Genomic DNA, 24,064 nt, shown 5'->3' with positions numbered 1-24,064 from the left:
ACGACAAGCTGCAATTCGTCGACGAGATCCGCTGGACCGATCTCGACTTCCTGCGCGACGGCGCCAGCGATACGCTGCGCATGCGCATCAAGGGCACGACCGACGAAGTCGTGCTGCAAGACTTCCTCGCCACGGTTCCGATCCTTGGCTTCGTCAACGTCATCGAGGACATTCAGTTCGGCGACGGCACGGTCTGGACCGGGTTCAAGCTGGCTCAGCACTACATCGACATCGCCAAGACCGCCGGCAACGACACGATCTACGGCTATGAGGAGCTGTCCGATTCGATCGACGGCGGCGCCGGCGACGACCGTCTCGTCGGCTTCGGCGGCAACGACGTCTATTACGTCGCGCGGGGGGAGGGCAACGACACCATCCTCGACAGCTCGGGCAACGATCAGGTCATTCTCTCCGGCATCGCCTCGACCGACGTCGACTTCTCCCGCACCGCACTCGACCTGATCATCACGGTCCGCGCCACCGGCCAGCGCTTCGTGCTGGAGAACCAGTATGTCCGCGACGACGGCCAGACCTATGCGGTGGAGAACCTGGTCTTCACCGACCGCACGGTGTCGTTCCTCGACGTCAATCCGGAGGACATCGATCTCGTCGGGACCGACGGCGACGAGACCATCACCGGCTCGAATTTCGCCGAAACGCTCGACGGGCGCGGCGGTAGCGACACGCTGACGGGCGGCGACGGCGGCGACACCTACAAGTTCGACGCCGGCTACGGCCAGGACGTCATCGTCGACCGCCGCGTGCGCGCGAGCTGGTCGGACCGTCGCGGCGTCCGCGTGCCGGTTGACGACGTCGTGCAGTTCGGCGGCGGCATCACTCGCGACAACGTCGTTTTCACCAAGGACGGTGACGACCTCCTGATCTCGATCACGGGCCGCACCGACACGCTACGCATCCGCAATCAGTTCCGCGACGCCGAGGACGGCGTCGAGCTGTTCCGCTTCTTCGACGGCTCCACCATCAAGATCTCGGACGTCGAGCAATTGCTGCAGATCGCCGGCGGTAACCGCGGCGACAATGTCATTACGGGCCTGCTCGACCAGGAGAACGTGCTGGACGGGCGCCAGGGCGACGACACGCTTTACGGCGGCAACCGCGCCGATACCTATGCGTTCTCGGCCGGCTATGGCTTCGACCGCATCATCGAGCGGCCGGACACGGCGGGCATCGTCGATCGCGTGGTGTTCGGCGCCTCCGTTCGCTTCGAGGACATCGTCGCCACCCGCAATGGCAATGATCTCCTCATCGATCTCGGCAGCGGCCTCGACGTCCTGACCATCGTCAACGGCCTGTCGACCAGCCGCGTCGAGCAGTTCGAATTCGCCGACGGGCGAATTCTGTCCATTGAAGCCATCATCGACCGCATGCTGACCGGCACCGCTGCCGACGACCATCTGATCGGTTTCGACAACCGCGACGATGTGCTGTCCGGCGGGGCAGGCCAGGACGCTCTCGAAGGCGGGTTCGGCAATGACAGCTACAAGTTCGGCATCGGTGACGGCAGCGACAGCGTCTCCGATACCGGCGGTATCGACAAGATCGTGTTCGGCGAAGGCATAACCTCCGATCTCGTCCATTTCAGCAATATCGGCGGCGATTTGCTGATCTCGATCGGCAACGGCACCGACCGGCTCGCCGTCCTGTCCGGCTATAGCGCAAGGCCTGTCGAGAGCTTCGTCTTCGCCGACGGCACCACGCTGTCGATCGAGGACGTGCGCGGCATCATCCGCGACGGCCTGTCGAATGCCAGCCAGGACCTTGTCGATCTCAGGGAGTTGCCCGCCGCCAGCACGCTGCGTCCGGGCGCCGGCCATGACCGCCTCATCCTGGCCCAGGATTCGCGGGTCCTCATCGGCGCCTCCGAAGGCATCGACAGCGTCGAGATGCCCGCCGGCGTGACCAGCGCCACGGTCGTGCTCGAGGCGTACGCCTCGAGCGACGCGATGGTCAGGCTCGTGGCGACCGACTCGACGGACCTCGTCGTCTCTTTCTCGTCGGGAAGCCAGCTGATCGTCAGAGGTGCGCTCGGCAACGGCAGTGTGCCGAACATCGAATTCGCCAACGGCGTCACCTGGAACGGCGCGGCGCTGGTGCAGGCGGCGATTGCCGGGCAGTCGAGCGCGGGGAGCGACATTATCATCGGCAGCGGCCGCGCAGACGTCATCGCCGGCGATGCCGGGGACGATCTCCTGAGCGGCGGGGCAGGCGACGACACCTACAATTTCACGCGCGGCGCCGGCCGCGACGTGATCGACGACAGCTCCGGCAACGACACGCTCACCATCACCGGCTATCGGCCCGACGAGCTGCGCGTCTCGCAGATCGATCCGGCGCGCAACGAGCTGGTACTGTCCTTTGCCGATTCGACCGACCAGATCGTGCTGCGCTACGTCTGGGGCTGGAACGGCGTCGACGTGGTTCGTTTCGGTGACGGCACGACGTTCACGCTCGACCAGCTTCGCGACATGGCGGCCGATTTCGGGACCTGGCAGGACGACCGCATCGTCGGTTCGGCGCGCAACGAGACGTTCAGCGGCGGCGCAGGCGACGACGTCATCATCGGCGGCGGCGGCGATGACATCTATCGGTTCGGACGCGGCGACGGTCAGGATCGGATCGAGAGCAACGGCGCGGCCGACGGCAAGGGAACGCTCGTTTTCGGGGCGGGGATTGCGCTGGAAGACATCGTCGCGACGCGGGATGCCGACGGCAACATCGTGCTGTCGATCGGCGGCACCGACGACCGCATCACGCTGGTCGATCCCGCCGGCGACATCGATCCGGTCATCGCCAGGATCGTCTTCGCCGACGGCCGCAGCCTCGGCTACCGCGACATTGCCGCCTCGATCGGATCGACCGAAGGCGACGATCACATCGTCGTTCCCGCCGATCTCGCCAATCCCGACATCGGCTCGGTGATCTCTGGCGGCCTCGGTAACGATCATGTCGAAGGCGGAAGGGGCGCCGACGTCGTCACCGGGGGCAAGGGCGACGATCTGCTGGAAGGCGGCAGCGGCGCCGATACCTACTATTTCGGGCGCGGCGATGGGCAGGACACGATCGCCGATGTCGAGATCACCGACGCGTCCAAGGTCGACAAGGTCCAATTCGCGGCCGGGATCCTGCCGAGCGACATCCGCTTCCTCTCCGTCGGACCGAGCGACCTCGTGGTCGGCCTTGTCGGCAGCGATGATCGTCTGACGCTCAAGGACATGTTCCGGGCCGGGACCGGCACGACCGACTATGGGGTCGAGCGGTTCGAATTCGCCGACGGCACGGTCTGGCAGCTCGCCGATATCGTCTCGCACGCAGCCGCGTCGACCGGCGCGGGCGCCGACGCGATCGATTTCGGTCCGCAGCTCGATGCCGCCATCACCCTCGACGGTGGCGCGGGCGACGATGTGCTCGCCGGCGGTATCGGCGACACCACCTACGTGTTCGGCCGCGGCTATGGCCGCGACACGATCCGCGAGGCCGCGAACGCGACCGGCTCCAGCGACACGCTGCGCCTGAACAGCGGGATCGTGCCGAGCGACGTCGTGGTCGTCAGGGACGGCAACGACATCGTGCTGCGCTTCGTCGGCAGTGACGACCGGCTGACCATCATCGGCCAGGCCACGGCGAGTGCGCCGCCGATCGACGTCGTGCGCTTCAACGACGGCACTCAATGGAGCGCGGCGACGCTGCTCTCGCGCGCGCTGACGCCGGATGCGGCCGAGCAGGTGCTGCATCCGAACAATCCGTCGGCCGATCCGTTCGCCGCCCCGGTCTTCGCGGGCGCGGGGCCCGGATCCGGCGGGGGAGGAACGCAGGGATCCTCGACCATCGGCCTTGCCCGCTACGATTCCGTCTCGCAGCCCGTCACCGGCCTCGCCGTGGTCGGTTCGGCCACCGAGATCGGCAACGGCACCTATCAATTGACGCCGGAAGCCGGCAGCAGAGCCGGCGCGGTCTGGGGCAGCATCGACCTCTCGCAGAACGTGGTCTGGACCACCAAGATGCTCTTCGGTGCCAACGAGGGTGGCGCCGACGGCTTGTCCTTCGCAGTTCAGAACAAGAGTGCGGGCGAGCTGACGGCGTCGGGCGGCGGCGGGATGGGCGCGCTGGTCTCCGGCTCGTTCGGCATCATCTTCGATACCTGGGGGCAGGCGACCGACTTCAGCCAGTTCGTCGTCAACGGCCAGACCGGCGACGATAATTTCGATCCGCGGCACGACTTCAGCCAGCTCGAGGATGCCGCCTGGCACGATGTCGTCATCAGCTGGGATGCGGCGAGCAAGACCTTCAGCTACAGCGTCGACGGAACGCCGATCGGAAGCAAGACTTACGATGTCGTCGGCAGTCTCTTCGGCGGCGATGCCGACGTTTGGTACGGCTTCGGCGCGGCCACGGGCGGCGCAACCAACGACCAGCGAGTCCAGATCCTCTCGGTCACCACCTTGCAAGGGACCGGGGTCGACCCTGACACGATCGGCACCGTCGAGCAGATCGGCTCCGGCCTGTTTGCGCGCGAGCTCGCCGGTGCTGCCGCACAGAACAGATATGACTTGTTCGTGCCGCTTTCGCGCTGGGGCGACCGTGTCGACGTCGTCACGAATTTCAAGGGCGGCGACGCCGGCGACAGTCTCAACATCGCCATTGCCGAAGGATTGTCCGGCACGTTGCTGGCGCGCGCGGTCGGCTCCGACACGCTGATCTATTTTGCGGAGCAGGGCACGCAGCGCTTGGCCGATGCACGGCTGCTGTTGCGGCTGGACAACGTCTCGCCGACCAGCCTCACCAGCGTCAATTTTGCCGGTGCCGCGTTCACGGTGGTTGCCAACCAGATCTTGACCGCGAGCGGCGCAACCCCGCTTCAGGGCGGTTGGGGCGACGACACGATTAACGGCGACAACGCGGCCAACACGCTGTCAGGTGGGGCCGGCAACGACACCTTCGCGGATGCCCGTGACGGCAACGACATTCTGACCGGCGGGACCGGCAACGACTGGCTGCGCGGTGGCGGCGGCAACGACACCTATGTGTTCAACCGCGGTGACGGCCAAGACATTATCAGCGATTGGGGTTCCGGGACCGACACCATCCAGTTCGGTGCCGGCATTACGGCCGCCGATGTCGTGGTGACGCAGGGCAGTAACGGCCAGGACCTCATCATCGCCATCGCGGGGACCGACGACAGGATCACGGTCCAGCGGAGCCTCGATGCCGACTGGACTCGAGTAGAGCAGCTGCGCTTTGCCGACGGCAGCACGCTCAGCTATACCCAGATGGTCGAGCGGTCGCTGACGCCGACGGTCGGCAATGACACGTTCGCCGGAGACCAGTTTGCCAACACGCTCTCGGGCGGCGTCGGCAACGACACCATCTCGGATGGCCGCGACGGCGACGATACCCTGATCGGCGGGGCCGGTAACGATTGGCTGCGCGGCGGCAACGGCAACGACACCTACATCTTCAATCGCGGTGATGGTCAGGACGTCATCAGCGACTGGAATTACGGGAATGACGTCATCCAGTTCGGCGCCGGCATCACGGCCGCGGATGTGGTGGTGACGCAAGGCAATAGCGGCCAGGACCTCATCATTGCCATCGCGGGAACCGAAGACAGGATCACCGTCCAGCGAAGCATCGATACCGACTGGAGCCGGATCGAACTGGTGCGCTTCAGCGACGGCAGCACGCTCAGCTATGCGCAGCTGCTCGACCGCTCGCTGGCACCGACCAGCGGCGACGACACCTTTGCCGGCGACCAGTCCGCCAATACGATATCGGGCGGCGCCGGCAACGATACGATCCTCGATGGCCGCGACGGCGACGATATCCTGATCGGCGGCACCGGCAACGACTGGCTGCGCGGCGGCAACGGCAACGACACCTATGTGTTCAACCGGGGCGACGGCCAGGACATCATCAGCGACTGGAACTACGGCAACGACACGATTCTGTTCGGGACCGGAATCACCGCCGCCGACCTCTCGCTGACGCGCGCCAGCAACGGCCAGGATCTGATCATCGCCATTGTCGGAACCGAGGACCGGATCACGATCCAGCGAGATATCGACACCGACTGGAGCCGGATCGAGCAGCTGCGCTTCGCCGACGGCAGCACGCTCAACTATGCCGACATGCTCGCGCTGGCGGACGCCAACGACCGCAGCGGCCTCACTCAGATCGGTGCGGCATCCACCAACGGCATCGTCGGGACCGATGCTGCCGAACTGCTCAATGCGACCGCCTATGCGACTGGCGCCATATTGGATGGTCGCGGCGGCTACGACCAGCTGACGGGCAGCGCCTATGACGACGCCCTGACCGGCGGCACCGGCAACGACTCGCTGACTGGCGGCGCCGGCGCGGACACCTACCGGTTCTCCGCGGGCTTCGGTCAGGACACGATTCAGGAATCGACGTCGAACGGCAGCAACAACATCATCGTGTTCGATGCCTCGCTCTCGATCGATGATTTCGTGCTGGAAGCCTACGTCTCGACCGACGGCAACGGCAATTCCGATTTCGGTCAGGCCCGGCTGCGCTTCGCCGGCACCGACGACCGGATCACGATCGCCGACCTCGACACGATCCAGCAGATCCGCTTCGCCGACGGCACAGTGCTCGACCGGCAGCAGATGCTGGCCCGCGCCGTCGACCTTTACGGCAACGACCGATCGATCTCCCCGTCGGATATCCCGATTCCGAATCCGCTGAGCGGGTCGGCGAAAGACGACCTGCTCGAAGGCCGTGGCGCCGACGATACCCTGCTCGGCGGCGCGGGTAACGATCGCCTCGACGGAGGCGACGGCGCGGACATCCTGAGCGGCGGGACCGGCAACGACGCCCTGTCCGGCGGCGCTGGAGCCGACATCTATCGGTTCTCGGCGGGTTTTGGCCACGACAGGATCGACACAGGCGACACCGGGCTCGACTGGATCGAGTTCGATTCCAGCCTGACGCCAGCCGACATCGAGCTGCTGCGTCCCTACGACCGGTATGAGGGCGGTGGCCTCACCGACGATCTGCTCGTGCACGTGAAGGGCACCGAGGACGTCATCGAAGTCCGCTATGCCCTGGGCGAGAATCCTTACCAGAGCATTGCCGGCATCCGCTTCGCGGATGGAACGACCTGGACGCTGGCCGACATCATCAACGCAGCGGTGCCGACGCCGGGCATCAACGTGCAAGGCGCCATCTCGGACGACACGCTGACCGGCACGGCCAACAACGATTCCCTCAATGGCGGCGGCGGCAACGATACGTTGACCGGCGGTGCCGGCGACGATTTCCTGTGGGGCGCGGAAGGTGACGACATCTTCGATGGCGGCGCAGGCAGCGATGCCCTGATCGGCGATTCCGGCTCGGACCTTTATCGCTTCTCCAGCGGTTTCGGCAACGATTTCATCGATGATTTCCGTGACGCCGGTGCGATCAACGCGATCGTCTTCGATTCGACCATCGCGGTCTCCGACATTGCCGTCTACTTCTCGCAGTACGGCGACCTGATCCTGAGATCCGTCAACTCGGACGATTCCATCACGATCGGCAGCGCCTATGCCGATGAAAACGCCGGTGTCGACGAGGTCCGTTTCGATGACGGGACGATCTGGACCCGCGACCAGCTCGTTGCGGCCGCGACGGCCCTGCCGGGCAGCGTGATCCAGGGCGACGCGACCGATCAGACGCTGACAGGCACCGCCTTCGACGACAGCATCGACGGCGATGCCGGAAACGAAACCATCATCGGCGGCGCGGGCAACGATATCCTGTACGGTGCAGACGGCGCCGACATCCTGATCGGCGGCGCCGGCCATGACGAGCTGGACGGGGGATACGGTAACGACATCTATCGCTTCTCGGCCGGGTTCGGCTCGGACACGGTTTACGTCACGCCGTACTATGCGGACGACACCGATATCATAGAGTTCGACGCGACGATTGCCGCTGCGGATGTCCATCTCACTTTCGAAGGAGATGGATACCCGCCGAGCATGATGTTGACGATCGACGGCAGCACCGACCAGATCATGCTGAACGGGCTGCACGAGTCCACCGAGATCCATTTCGCGGACGGCACGATCTGGACTTATGACGACATGGCCTCGCTCGCCGCGCCGTGGCTGGGCGTCAACCTGCAGGGCGACCAGGGCACCGACGTTCTCGGGACCAGCGGCTGGGACAAGCTCGAGGCCAACGACGGCGTCGCATCCACCATCATGGGCTTTGCCGGCGACGACATCCTCAACGGCTCCACCGGCGACGACATCCTCGTCGGCGGCACCGGCGACGACCAGATGCAGGGCAACCAGGGAGCCGACACCTACCGCTTCTCGGCCGGATTCGGCCAGGATGAGATCTACGAGTGGGGTTCCGAGGTCAACCACATCGTCTTCGACTCTTCGATCTCGTCCGGCGATATCATCATCGAGCACGAGGCGGGCTATAATGGCGACATCACCTATGCCGACGTGATCCTGCGCGTCGCGGGCACCGAACACCGTATCACATGGGGCGGCGGCTTCGGCTCCGGCGATTTCGACATCCGGTTTGCCGACGGCACGGTCTGGAATTCGGACGATATCAGGGCGCGCTGGAGCTCGGTCGAGCATCCCTATCAAGGCGGCACCCCGATGGTCGGAGGCGCCACCAACGACAGCATCTACGGCTCGACCGTCGCCGACGTCATCGAAGGCGGCGGCGGCAACGACTATCTGGACAGCAATTCCGGTGGCGACATCCTGGTCGGAGGAACCGGGTCCGATCGGCTGTATGGCGGTCTCGGCAGCGATACTTACCGCTTCTCTGCCGGCTTTGGCGAGGACTGGATCAACGACTCCGTGAACGGTTCGGACGTCAACGTCATCGAATTCGATGCGACGATCGACCCGGCGCAGGTCAGCGTCCTGTCTGACGCCTCAGACCTCCAGGGCAATTACTATCTGTCCATTGCCGGCACCGAGGATCGCGTCTGGGTCTCGCGCTACGGCCACGACGCCGTGATCTCGCAAGTCCGTTTCGCCAATGGCACGGTATGGAGCGCCGCCGATATCGAGGCGCGTCTGACCTATTCGAACCGGCCGACGCTGGTGAGTTCGGCTGGTGGCGCACAGATGGTCGGTACCGCCGGCAGCGACACCCTGACCGGCACGGCCGCCGCGGACGACATCAACGGCGGTGGATCGGTCCAATGGCGGCCGGTCGGTCCCAACCTCATCGTCAACGGCAGCTTCGAGCAGCTTGCCGCGGATGCCAGTCCGCAAAGCTGGGGCTACTCGGCAACGACGTTGCCGGGCTGGAGCCGGATCAACAGCACGCAGCCGGCGACGACGCTCGGCATCGAGCAGATCACCTCCGGCTACAATGGCGTCACCGCAACCAACGGCAATTATTGGCTCGATCTCGACGGGGCGGGCACCGGCGGCAGCAATGTGCAGATCGCACAGGACGTGACCGGTCTCACCGAGGGCGAGACGTTCCTGGTGCAGTTCGACCATGCCAACCGCACCTGGGACTGGAACGGCTCGTTCGACGTGCTGTGGAACGGCACGGTGGTCGCGAGCTTCAACAATACCGGCACGGCGATGGTGCGCTCCAGCGTGCTGGTGACGGCAGCCGCCGGCACCAACCAGCTCAGCTTCCGTGGCACCGGCAACCAAGACGGCGTCGGCGCCTCCCTCGACAATGTGACCCTGACGCGTGCGGAAGCCGTCCCAAGCTCGGCGGTCGGCAACGACGTCCTGTCCGGTCTCGACGGCAACGATCTCGTCCGGGGCGGTGCCGGAGACGATGTCATCTCCGGCGGCAACGGCAACGACACGCTCAACGGCAATGGCGGCAACGACACCATCAACGGCGATGCCGGCATTGACATCCTGATCGGCGGCAAGGGCAACGACAACCTGGTCGACGGCCAGGGCAACGACGTCTATCGCTTCGCGGCCGGCGATGGTCAGGACATCATCACCGACGCAAATGGAATCGACCAGATCGAATTCGGCGCCGGCATCGATCCGGCAGACGTCAGGGTCGCACTGGTCGGCAATTCCTCGACGCTCGTCGTCACATTCGGCAACAGTGACGACCGCATCACCATCAACAACGGCTCGGTCACCGACGGCAGGGCCATCGAGAAGTTCATCTTCGCCAACGGCACCGTCTGGAGCTTCGCCGACATCGCGGCGCGATGGAAGACGCCGACCGCGGGCGCCGACATCATCCTCGGCACCACCAACGGCGAGACCCTCGCGGGCGGCGCGGGCAACGACAGCCTGATCTCCTTTGGCGCGGCCACGCTGCTCGGCGAAGCCGGCGATGACACCCTGACCGGCGCGAACGGCGCCGATATCCTGGTCGGCGGCACCGGCAACGACACGCTGCTTGGCGGGCAAGGCGACGACGTCTACCGGTGGGGCCGTGGCGACGGCAGCGACACGCTTACCGACACCGGCGGGATCGATCGCGTCGAGATCGGCGCTGGCGTCGCGCCCGGTGAGGTCAAGGTCACTTCGCCTGACGGGCGCAGCCTCGTCCTGCGGATTCGCGACACCGGCGAAGAGCTCAAGCTCACCGATGTGATCGCGAATGCGAGCAATTTGATCGAGAGCATCGCCTTCGCCGACGGCACCGTCTGGACGATGAACGAACTGAGGGATCAGTCGTATATCGGCGAGGATGGCGCCGACACCATGGTCGGCAGCAGCGACGCCAACCGCCTCGATGGGCGCGGCGGCAGCGACAATCTCTCCGGCCTCGGCGGCAACGACGTGCTGCTCGGTGGCGCCGGCGACGACGCGCTCAACGGCGGGACGGGAGACGATGGTCTGGTCGGTGGTCTCGGCAACGATGCGCTGTCGGGCGGCGCCGGTGCCGATACCTACGTGTTCGCGGCCGGTGACGGCAACGACACGATCACCGAAGGCGGCGATGCAACGAACGATACGCTGCGGATCGAAGGCTATGGCCTGTCGCAGATCCGCTTCGGCGCGCTCGGTCAGGACCTGATCATCCGCTTCGCGGGAAGCGCCGATCGCATCATCGTCCGCAACGGTCTCGGCAGCAACGCAAGCGATCTTGTCGATGCCTTCGAGATCGCGGCCGACGGAATGACGCTGTCGCTTGCCGACGTGCGTGGCCGCCTGGTCGAGGACGTCGCCGTCACGGGCGAGTTCCTGGCCGGGAGTGCCGCGGATGACGTGCTGACCGGCGGTACGGGCGACGACTATCTGAAAGGCGGCGAGGGCGCCGACATCCTCTCCGGCGGTGCCGGCAACGATCAGTTCGGCGACATCTCCGCCGACGGTTCGGTCGACACGCTGACCGGCGGCGCCGGTCGCGACACCTATTACTATCTGCCGGTGCGGCAGGGTGCATCGCCCATCGTCGCCGACGTCATCACCGACTTCCAGGCGGGCGCTGGCGGCGACGTCATCCGCCTGATGACCAGCAATCCGAATCCGTTCGAGGGCGGCAGCATCTTCCTGGCGCAATCGGGCAGCGATGCGCTGGTCATGATGCGGGCAAGTTCAGGGCCCGACCAGGAGCTGGTGCGCCTGCTTAACGTCGACGCCGCGGCGCTGACCTCGGCCAATTTCGACGGCGTTCCGATCGCGATCGACAATTCGATCAGCATCAATGACGACGATATCGGCCACGTCCTCAACGGCAGCGCCCTCGACGACCGCATTTACGGCAATGGCGGCAACGACGTCATCAGCGGCTTCGGCGGCAACGACCGGCTGGCCGGCGGCGCCGACAACGACGTGATCGACGGCGGCCTCGGCAACGACCTGATCGCTGGCCAGGAAGGCAGCGACGTCATGGTCGGCGGCGGCGGCAGCGACATCATGTCGGGCGGCTCCGGCGATGACGTCATCACCGGTTACGGCGACGGCAGCTTCGCCACCGACACGGATGTGTTCGAAGGTGGCCAGGGCGACGATCAGCTGTCCGGCGGCATCGGCACGGACGTCTACCACTTCGCGCGCGGCGACGGCCGCGACACCATGTCCGATCTCGACGGCAGCGATCGCCTGGAATTTGCTGCTGGAATCGCAGCGGCCGATGTCAGCGTCGTGCAGATCGGCCGCGACGTCGAATTGCGGATCAACAACGAAGGCGGTCGGGTGCGCGTCATCGGCGCGCTCGACGGCGCCAGCGCCATCGAGACGATCGCCTTTGCCGACGGCACCACGTGGACCTGGAACGACGTGCTGATCCGTTCCCTGCAGGGATCGAGCGACGACGACGCGCTTGCGGTTCCCGCGAGCTTCCAGGGCGATCTCGTCACCCTCGACGGCAAGGCGGGCAATGACACGCTGCAAGGCAGCGCGGGGGCCGATACGCTGATCGGCGGCACCGGCAACGATGTGCTGCAGGGTGCAGGCGGCGACGACACCTATGTGTTCGCCCGCGGCGACGGCCAGGACGTCATCCTCGACACGTCAGGGATCAACACGCTGAGCTTCGCGGCCGGTATCCTGGCGACCGATATCCGCGTCGTGCGCGGCGCCTCCAATCTGGTGCTCGAAATCATCGGCACCGGTGATCGGGTCGATCTCGGCTCTCCGGCGATGGCGGACATGGGCGTCTCGCGCGTCACCTTCGCCGATGGCACGGTCTGGACCGCGTCGACCCTGATCGCGCTCGCCCGTACCGCGACGGACGGCGACGACGTCATTCGCGCAGACGATCTCGATAATGCGCTGGCCGGCGGCGCCGGCGATGACCGGCTGATCGGCGATGGCGGAGCTGACGACCTCGACGGCGGCACCGGAAACGATCGCCTCGAAGGCGGCACCGGCGACGACACCTACCGGTTCGCAGCCCATGGCGGCCACGACCGCATCGCCGACGCGGCCGGTAATGACACGCTGCTGCTGGCGGCGGATATCGCGCCTGACGACATCACCGTCTCGCAGAGCGAGGATGGCGCCGACTTCACGCTGATCGTCAAGTCGACCGGCGCGCGCATCACCATCGAGGGCGCGCTCGGCGCAGGCGGCATCGAGACGATCCGCTTTGCCGACGGCACGGTGTGGGGAACGTCCGATCTGATCGCGCGCGCGCCGAGCTTCGCCGACGACGCGCTGACCGGCGATGCCGGCAGCAACGTCATGGTCGGCGGTCTCGGCAACGATCATCTGTCCGGTAGTGCCGGCAACGACACCTACCGCTTCGCCCGCGGCGACGGCAGCGACGTCATCAACGACAAGGCCTCGTCCGCGGCCGATCGGCTCGAGATCAGCGGCTATACCGCGGCCGAGATCAGCTTCCACCGCATCGCCGCCGACAGCGACGATGTCGCGATCCGCTTTGCCGGGACCACCGACCAGATCGTCATCGTCGATGCGCTCGGCGTCAACTCCGCCGGGGTCGAGACGATCGCGCTCGCCGACGGCACGCAGTACACCGTCGCCGATATGAAGCTCGCGATCCTCGCCAGCCTCACCACCGACGGCAACGACATCATCATCGGCACCGACGGCGCCGACACGCTGATGGGCGGCAAGGGCAACGACCTGATCGACGGCGGTTACGGCAACGATACCTATCTCTATCGCCGCGGCGACGGCGACGACCGGATCAGCGCGGTCGGCAAGGGCACCGACGTCCTGAGCCTGACCGACTACAACGTCGCAGACGTCGTCTCTGCCGTCCGCGCCGGCCCTGACAGCAACGATCTCGTGCTCTCGTTCTCGGGCGCGGGCGATCGTGTGGTGCTGATCGACGCCCTCAGTCCGTCGAACAATCCGTCGTTCGGCCTGTCGATCCGTTTCGCCGACGGCACGGTCTGGAACCGCGACACGACGCGGGTCCGCGCGCTGTCGGATATCGACGGCACCGGCAATGACAATGTCTACGGCTTCGACGGCAACGACACCTTCGCCGCGCGGGCGGGCAACGATCTGCTCTCGGGCGCTGCCGGCGACGATCTCTATCTGTTCGGACGCGGGGCCGGCAACGACACGGTCGTCGATTCCGGAACCAATGGCACCGACCGGATCCAGATCGCGGACTTCGCCTCGACGGAAGCGCATGTCGAGCAGCTTTATCGTGGATCGGATGCCGTCGTCATCCACTTCACCGGAAACAGCGCCGACAGCCTCACCGTGTTCGATGCGCTTTCGACCGATGCCAAGGGCATCGAGAGCTACGTCTTCGCAGACGGCGTGACCTGGACCAAGGAGACGCTGCGGGAGCTGCTGGGCAACCGTGTTCCGACGGCCCTGGGTGACGGTTTCTTCTCGGTCACCACCGGCGTCGAGCTCGTCATCAAGGCGACCGATCTGCTGCGCAACGATTTCGACGCGGATGGCGATGCGCTGACGATCGTCGGCGTCGATGCCGGCGATTCCGGCGTCGCCACGATCGATAGCCAGGGCAACATCCACTACACCGCGACCAACGGCTATTACGGCTCCGCCTCGATCAGCTATACGATTTCCGACGGCCATAACGGCTTCGCCACGGCCTCGATCGATCTCAAGGTGCGTCCGGTCGCAACGGCCTATCCGGATACGGGATTCACCGTTGCCGAGGATGGTTCGCTGGTGATCCGCGTCGAGCGGCTCCTGGCCAACGACCTCGACGGCGACCGCATGATCGTCGGCCAGGTCCATCAGGCCGTCAACGGGACGGTCGCGCTGGCGAGCGACGGCAACATCACCTTCACGCCGAACGCCGATTTCAACGGCACCGCCGAATTCAGCTACGTGGCGAACACGCCCGAAGGCGGCCGGGCCGAAGCCAAGGTGACGATCCAGGTCACCGCGGTCAACGATGCGCCGGTCGCGCATGACGATACGGTCGATGCGACGCCCGAAAGCACGGGCTTCACCCTCGATCCGGCCACGCTCAGCGCCAACGACACCGATATCGACCAAGACGGGCTCACGGTGCAGTCGGTGATCTCCAACGCCGATGTCACCGTCACGATCGGCGACGATGGCCTGATCCATGTGACCCCGCGCGCCTATTTCTGGGGCAACGCTCACTTCGACTACGTCGTCGCGGACCCGAGCGGGGCGACCTCGACAGGCCGGGTCAGCTTCACGGTCACTCCCGTGAATGATCCGCCGGAGCTGCACGACGATCGCTTCGAGACGACCGACAATGGCGATCCGATCCGCGAGGACAATCCGATCGTGATCGGTGCCGATCGGCTGCTCGCCAACGATATCGAGCACGACGGCGAGACGATGACGGTCACCGCCGTCCGCAACAGCCATGGCGGCAACGCCGTGCTGCTCGAGAACAACACCGTCCTGTTCACGCCGACGGCCAATTTCAACGGCGATGCCTGGTTCGAATATCAAGTCGACGACGGTCACGGCGGTATCGCCTGGGCCCGCGCCACGCTGGCCTATCAGCCGGTCAACGACCTGCCGGATGCCCGCAACGACAGCTATACCGACCAAGCCCTGCCGATCCTGCGCGGCACGGAAGACCACGCGATCGAGATCCCGATCATCGAGCTGCTCAAGAACGACGGCGATATCGAAGGTTTCGCGGTTCAGTTCGAGAGCGCCGGCAACGCGGTGCATGGCGACATCGAAGTCACCGACCACGGCACGATCATCTTCACGCCGGATGCCGACTTCTGGGGCGAGGCGACCTTCAGCTACCTCGTCCGCGACAATGAAGGCGCGGTCGACGGCGCCACCGTCACGATGTGGTTCGACAACGTCGGCGACGCCCCGCCGGTCGCGCATCGCGACGTCATCTATGTGAACGAGGACATCCCCACCGTCATTCCGATTGCGTCGCTGCTCGCCAACGACACGGATTTGGATCGCGATCCGCTCCGTTTCCTGGGCTGGCGGCTGTCGACGACCGCGGATGCGCTGGTGTTCGGCGGTGATGCCGGCCAGAAGCTGAACGGCACGATCGAATTCGACGCCGATGGCAATCTGGTGTTCACGCCGAACCGGGATGCGAGCCAGGGCTCCGGCTTCGTCTACGGGGTGACCGACGATGCCGACGGTTCGGCGGAGGGCTATGTCGACATCGTCATCGTCCCCACCAACGACGATCCGACCGTCGGCCAGGACGAAGGTTTCGTCACGCCGCTCGACGCGCCGCTGGTGCTGCGCGTCACGGATCTGTTGAAGAACGACTACGACGTCGAGCAGGCGGACCATGACGGCGACGGCGTGATCGACGACGATCTCGACAACCCGAACCGTGCCCGCCCGACCTTCGTCGGCGTCGACGGCGTCTATGACGCGGATGCGCTTGCGCTCGGACAGCGCGTGCCGCGCGGCACGGCCGAGGTGGTCGAATGGAACGGCGAGACGTTTATCGTCGTACGCTTCCCGGCCGGCTTTACCGGCCAGGTCGCGGTCGAGTACCGCATTGCCGACGCCGATGGCGCGACCGACACCGGCTTTGCGATGGCGTCGGTGGCCGATAGCTACAACGGCCTGCTGCGCGGCACGACGAAGGCCGACTACCTCGTCGGCACCGAGGGCGCGGATCTGATCCAGGCGCTCGGCGGCAACGACTTCGTGCTGGGCGGCGGCGGCAATGACTGGATCGAGGCCGGCAATGGCGACGATCAGATCGATGCAGGCGCCGGCGACGACTGGATCGACGCCGGCGATGGCGCCGACCGCATCGCGGGCGGCGACGGCTACGATACCGTCAGCTTCGAGAACTCCGATTTCCTCGTGCGCGCCGACCTCGAATCGCGCGTCGGCCAGGGCGGCTACGCGCAAGGCGACACTTATGTCGGCATCGAGGCGCTGATCGGCTCGCAATATGCCGATCAGCTCGGCGGCGATGCCGGCGACAACCGGCTCGAAGGCCGCGACGGCAACGACCTTCTCGAGGGGCGCGGCGGCAACGACATCCTGCTGGGCGGCGCGGGCGATGACGTCCTGAGCGGCGGAGCAGGGGCCGACGTGCTCGACGGCGGCCTTGGCAACAACACGGCCGATTACAGCTTCGGCGCCACCGCTGTGTCGATCTCGCTGGTATCAGGCACGGCCCACGGCGGCGATGCCGAAGGCGATGTTCTGACCAACATCCAGAACCTGACCGGTAGCGATGCCGACGACACGCTGGAAGGCGATGCGCTCGCCAACATCCTGTCGGGAGGTCGCGGCAACGACATTCTGATCGCCAATGCCGGCGACGATACCCTGATCGGCGGCCGTGGCGCCGACCAGTTGACCGGCGGCGAGGGCATCGATACGGCCGACTACACGCTGTCGACCGAAGGGGTCACCGTCGACATGGCCGATGGTGCGGCCGGCGGCGGCGATGCGCTCGGCGATACCTTCTCCGGGATCGAGATCATTCAGGGCTCGTATCAGGACGATACGATCAGAGGCGACGCCGGCGACAACCGCATCCGCGGCGGCCGCGGCGCCGATGTCATCGACGGACGCGGCGGCTTCGACATCGCCGATTACAGCAAGGCCGACGAGGGCGTCGCGGTCAATCTGGCGGCCGGCCTCGGCACCGCCGGCGAAGCGGCCGGCGACCAGCTCACCTCGATCGAGATGCTGGTCGGCTCGCTTTGGAACGACCAGTTCACCGGCAGCGCCGGCGACGACCGGTTCCAGGGACTTCGCGGCAATGACGCCATCGGCGGCGGGTCCGGCTCGGATACCTACGTGTTCGGCTTCGACGACGGCCAGGACGTCATCACCGAGCAGGGCGCGGAGACCGACACCGACCGCCTGGTGCTGTCGTCGGCGATCGCGCCGAAGGACGTTTCCGTCGTCCGCGAGGGCAATGACCTCCTCCTCGAATTCGAGCGGCAGGATGGGTTCTTGATCGACACCGTGCGCGTCACCGACCACTTCGTCGGGGCCGAGAGCGGCATCGAGGAGATCGTGTTCGCCAATGGCACGGTCTGGACCCGCGACCGGATCGATCAACTGCAGCAGCTCGGGCGCTTCAATGCCGCCGACGACATCGTGCATCTCGGCGTCGAGGACGAGCCGGTCGTGGTCGACCCGGCGGCCCTGTTCGCCAATGACGCCGACAGCGCAGTCAACCTGACGCTCGCCGGCGTCGGCAATGCCGTGAACGGCACCGTGCGTGTCCGCGAGGACGGACAGATCGAATTCGTGGGCGCGCCGAACTACAACGGCGATGCCTTCTTCAGTTATACGGTGCGCGACCAGTTCGGCCGTGAGTCCACGGCCCGGGTCGAGGTCGATCTCGCGGCGGTCAACGACGCGCCGACGGCGGTGGATGATGCGCTGGTCTATGCCGTCGAGGACCAGATCTTGCGGATCCGGATCGATACCCTGCTCGCCAACGATTTCGACATCGATGGCGACGCCGGTCTGGAAGAGTTGCACATCGTTTCGATCGCGCCGCTGACCAACGCGTCCGGACAGGCGATCGACAGTTACAAGGATCCCGACTACCGCTTCGAGGGCAGCAACGTCACCGCGCAGCTGGATGGCGATTACATCCAGTTCAAGCTGCGTCCGGACTATTTCGGTGCGGCAGGCTTCGTCTACACGCTGGCCGACGCCAGCGGCGCGACCTCGACCGCCAGGGTCGAGATCTCGATCTCGCCGGTCAACGACGCGCCGCGCGATCGCGACACCTATCGCTGGATCCGTCTCGGCCAGGATACCACCGTTACGGTCGCCGACCTCTTGGCCAACACCTACGACATCGAGGGCGACAGTTTCACCTTCGTCGGCCTGCATGGCGGTCTCGACGACAACCCCGCCAACAATGGCAGCCTGGTGTTCGACCAGGCGACCGGCACCATCACCTTCACGCCGGCCTCGCTCGGCCCGGCAAGCATCGAATATAACGTGATCGACGCGCGCGGCGCGGCGGCGACCCTGACCTACGACTTCAAGGTCAAGCCGCTCAACGACGCGCCGAAGGCCTACAATGACTATGGCTCCCGGACCCTCGAGGACCAGATCCTCCTGATCGACCCGGCGACGATCCTGGCCAACGACACCGACGAGAACGGCGATACGCTGGTGCTCGACAGCATCGCCCGGTTCGCCGACGGCGGTAAGGTTCGCCTGCGCGACGACGGCATGATCGAATTCCGGCCGACGCCGGATTACAACGGCGCCGCCGGGTTCCAGTACACGATCAGCGACGGCCGTGGCGGCACTTCGTCCGCCTATGTCGCGATCACGGTGCTGCCGCGCAACGAAGCTCCGATTCTGCGCAACGACTATGTCAGCGGCCTGGAGGACGGTCCGCTGTTCGTGATCCCTGCCGAGGCGTTCGGCAACGATATCGACGCTGACGGCGACGTGCTGTTCTTCAAGCGCTCGCCCGTGCTCGGCGTGATCGATCACCGCTATCTGTCGGACGGTTACGAGGTCAGCGCGGCCCTGGCCGACGGCTCGGCGCTGCCGGCCTGGCTGCAGTTCGATCCCGCCACCATGCGGTTTGCGGGCTCGCCGCCGGCCGGAATGGATCCGCTCTCCGTCGACGTCTGGGTGCGCGATCCCTCGAACGGACGGATCTTCAACACGCGGTTCGAGCTGACGGAAGGCGATATTTCGGGCGGCGTCGATGCCAGGACCGATGTCCTCGAGGGCTACGAGATCCGTTCCGCCTTCGCGGTCGACTACGAGTTCGATGCGTCCGATCTCGATGCGGGCACGACCGTCACGGCCGGGCTTGCCGATGGCTCCGTGCTGCCGTCCTGGCTCAGCTTCAACGCCCAGACGCTGCAGTTCACGGGCACGCCACCGGAAGGGACGACGGATCCGATCAGCGTTCAGCTCACCTTTACGCATCCCGCAGCAGGCGGCGGCAATCCGACGACCTTCACCGACAGCATGACGTTGGATCCGGCCGCGCTGCCGGGCGGCGTCAGCTATGACAGCCAGATCGCGCTGCTCGACACCAAGGGCGGGACGGTTTCGGCCTCGATCATCGGCGGCCGTCCGTTGCCGGATTGGCTGGCCTTCGACGCAGCGACGCGCACGGTCGGCCTCAGCGGCTTCGCGGTGGATGCGGATGCCCAGCTGGCGCGCCTGCAGGTCGTGTTCACGCCGCCGCCGCGCGTGCTTCCCGACGGGACCTACGCCTCGAGCAATCGCGGCTTCACGCTGGAATTCGTCGTCGATCCGCACGGCGATCTCGCGAGCCAGATGATGGCGATCAACCAGGCGCTGGAGGGCGAATCCTATTTCGCGGGCCAAGGCCTGTTCGCGATCGACCTGAAGGGTGCCGGTGCGATCACCGCGACGCGCGAGAGCGGCGCGCCGCTGCCGGACTGGCTGAGCTTCGACCCCGCCACCTTCACCTTCTCCGGCATGCCGCCCGCCAACTGGGTCGGCGCGGTGCCGGTCCGCCTCGATATCGCCGCGGGCAACGGCCATCCGGCGATGTCGATCATTACCGAAGCCGTGGTCGACGATACCTTCAAGATTGTGCCGTTCCCGGCCTCCACCGTCGTCTCGCCCGAGCAGATCAACCTCCTGGTTCCGACCGACTTCAACGGCACGGTCGTGCTGAGCTACGACGGCACCGACGAGAAGGGCGGCGTCTCCGGCAATCCGGCGCTGATCTTCTATGATGTGAAGCCGACGCGCGAGCGGCCGGACGCCGCGGTCGACAGTCTGACGGGACGCGAAGGCCAGTCCACGCGCTTCGCGGTGACCGATCTGCTGCGCAACGACTTCGATCGCGACCGCGATGCGTTGCGGATTCTGTCGCTGGGCCAGCCGGCGGGCGGCTCGCTCGTCGTCGAGCTCGCCCATGCCAGCATCGCGCCGCCGGCCGAGCTCGGCCAGCTCGATGGCGCGGTCTGGAGCGCGACGCTCGCGGACGGCTCGGCGCTGCCGAGCTGGCTCACCATCGACAGCGCGACCGGCGCGCTCTCGGGCGACGTGCCGCTGGCGTTCGCCTCGAACCTCGACATCCGCTTCACGCGGACGCTCGGTGGCGACAGCCAGAGCGCAATGCTGACCCAGCACTTCGACGGCAATGCCGGAGCCTATGCCATCTATACGCCGGCGGACGCCTTCTCCGGCGATGACGGCTTCAGCTATGTCGTGACCGACGATCGCGAAGGCCCGTCCACCGGCTCGGCCATCGTGCATGTCGCTGCCGTCAACGATCCGCCGACCACGGTCGAGGATACGGTCGCGGCGATCGAGGACACGCCGCTGCTGATCGACCCGGCGACGCTGCTCGCCAACGACTACGACGTCGACAACAACCCGATCCGCTTCGTCGGCGTCGCCAACGCCACGCATGGCACCGTCAGCTTCGACGGCACTCACATCGTGTTCACGCCCGACCACAATTTCGAGGGTGTCGCCTCGTTCGAGTACATCGTGACCGACGACACCAATGGCTCGAGCACGGGCAAGGTCAAGGTCAACGTCGCCTCGACCAACCGCGCGCCGATCGCTGCGACCGACGTGTTCGCGACCGACGAGGACACGCCGTTCGAGTTCACCACCGCCGACCTGCTCGGCAACGACAGCGATGCCGACGGCGACACCATCACCTTCCAGTCGCTGTCACGCAGCGCCGGCAACGGCCGCATCGTCGAGCTGCCCGACGGACGCTGGCAGTTCGTGCCGAACGAGAACATCAGCGGCGCGGTCAGTTTCAGCTACACGATCTCTGACGGACGCAAGACCTCGACCGGCACCGTGACCTTCAATGTCGCGGCTGTGAACGATGCGCCGATCGCCAATCCGGACGGAGCGGGGACGGCCAACGATCCCCAGGGTGTGTTCAGGACGACCCAGGACCAGGCGATCACGATCGACTTTGCCGCGCTGATCGCCAACGACCGTGACGTCGAAGGCGACAGCTTCGAAATCGTCGAGGTGTTCGACGGCGACCAGGGCACGGTGGTTCGCGTCGGCTCGACCGCGGTCTTCACGCCGAACGCCGGCTATATCGGCGATGCCGGCTTCCACTATCGTGTCACCGACAGTCATGGCGTCTCGAGCGTCGGCTTCGTGACGCTGCTGGTCGCGCCCGACGTGCCGCTGCCGATTCCGGTGTCGGATGCCGGCTTCGAGGTGCTCGAAGACGGTTTCATCGACATCGATCCCGCCGCGCTGATGGCGAACGACGTCACGCCCGAGGGATCGACCCTGATGTTCGTCGGGCTCGAGGGCGCCGAGCTGCTCGCGAACGGCAAGTATCGCGTCACGCCGGCCGCCGACTTCAACGGCGAGTTGGTGCTGCGTTACTCGGTCAAGAACGAGCAGGATTTCGCGGTCTCGACCACCGTCACGATCAACGTGCTGCCGGTCGCCGACGCCCCGGTCGCGCGCCCCGACACGCTGGACATGCGCGAGGACTCGCCGCTGACGCTGTTCGCGAGCCAGCTCCTGGCCAACGACAGCGATGCCGACCGGCAGGCGTTCGTGCTCACCCGGGTCGTCGCAACATCGGGTGTCACGGTCACCGATCTCGGCTTCGGTCAGCTCCAGATCACGCCGAACGCCGATTTCAACGGGACGGCGTGGTTCGACTACGAGATCGAGGATTCGACCGGCCTGACCGCGACGACGCGGGTCAATATCAGCGTGGCGGCGGTCAACGACGCGCCCGTCATCTCCGCGGTTCCCGTGCTCAAGGGAATCGAGGATCGGCACTTCAGCGTGGTCTTGCCGGCCGGCTTCGTCAGCGACGTCGATGGTGACGCGCTGCTGGTCGAGATCCGGGGCAAGGACGGCTCGGCGCTGCCGGCATGGCTCACATATGATGCGCAGACGCGGCTGCTGAGTGGCGATCCGCCCGCCAATTTCAACGGCATGATCCAGCTCGAGATCGCGGCGTCCGACGGCACCGCGCAGACCGTGCGGGAGCTGCTGGTGTCGATCGCCCCGGCCAATGATGCGCCGATCCTGTCGGTGCCGCTGGCCGACGTGTCCTCGTCGGAGGATGCGCCGCTCTCGATCGCGATCCCGGCCGGCAGCTTCACGGACCCCAATGGCGACCCGCTGACCTATTCGGCGACGCTCGCCGACGGCAGCGCGCTGCCGTCCTGGCTTGGCTTCGACGGCACGACTTTCACCGGCACGCCACCGGCGGACTTCAATGGCAGCTTCGATATCCTGGTCACGGCCAGCGACGGCGAACGCACGGCGAGCGACGTGTTCCGCGTGACCGTCACGCCGGCGAACGATGCGCCGGTCGTGGCGCAGCCGCTGGCGGACGTGTCGTCGCCGGAAGATGCCCCGGTCTCCATCACGATCCCGGCTGGCAGCTTTGCCGATGTCGACGGCGATGCGCTGACCTATGTCGCGACACAGGCCGACGGCAGCGCGCTGCCGTCCTGGCTCAGCTTCGACGGCACGACGTTCACCGGCACCCCGCCGGCGAACTACAACGGCGCGATCGACATCGAGATCGTCGCCAGCGACGGCACGCTCACCGCGAGCGACGTCTTCCGCCTGACGATCACCCCGGTGAACGACGCGCCGGTGCTGGCGCAGCCGCTGGCCGATATCGTCTCGCCGAAGAACGTCCGCGTCACGATCCCGGTTCCGGCCGGCAGCTTCACCGATCTCGACGGCGACACGCTGACGCTCACCGCAACACTGGCCGACGGCAGCGCGCTGCCGTCGTGGCTGGTCTTTGATGGTGCGACATTCGACGGCGCGCCGCCGACCAACTATACCGGCACGATCGACATCCTGGTCACGGCGAGCGACGGTTCGCTCTCGGCAAGCGATGTGTTCCGCCTGACGATCCCGTCGGTGAACAATGCGCCCGTGGTCTCGGTCCCGCTGCCCGACGTTTCCTCGCCGGAAGGCACCGCGCTGTCGGTCGCGATCCCCGCGGGCAGCTTCACCGACGTCAACGGCAACCGGCTGACCTACACGGCGACGCTCTCCAGCGGAGCCGCGCTGCCGGCCTGGCTCTCCTTCGACGGCACCACGTTCACCGGCACGCCGCCTGCGAACTATAACGGCACGGTCAGTATCAGGGTCACGGCCAGTGACGGTGCGTCGTCGGCCAGCGACATCTTCGTGCTGGCGATCACGCCGGTGAACGACGCGCCGGTGCTGTCGGTGCCGCTGTCCGACGTCAATTCGGCCGAGGACGCCGCGATCTCCTATACGATCCCGAC

Annotated in this window: 1 protein-coding gene (only partly in view); it reads left to right on the top strand. The window is 66.2% G+C overall.

What is annotated here, in order from left to right; translation table 11 throughout:
* The coding region annotated (locus K410_RS41105) for a tandem-95 repeat protein (protein WP_245269564.1) crosses the window boundary (this coding region is incomplete at its 3' end): on the top strand, positions 1–24,064 show 24,064 of its 28,061 nt. The annotated region extends 3,997 nt beyond the left edge of the window.

This window comes from Bradyrhizobium sp. 22 (genome assembly GCF_000482425.1).
GTDB classification, from domain to species: Bacteria; Pseudomonadota; Alphaproteobacteria; order Rhizobiales; family Xanthobacteraceae; genus Bradyrhizobium; species Bradyrhizobium japonicum_B.
Note: the sequence above shows the minus strand (reverse complement) of the source record. Positions and strands in the feature narration are given on the sequence as shown.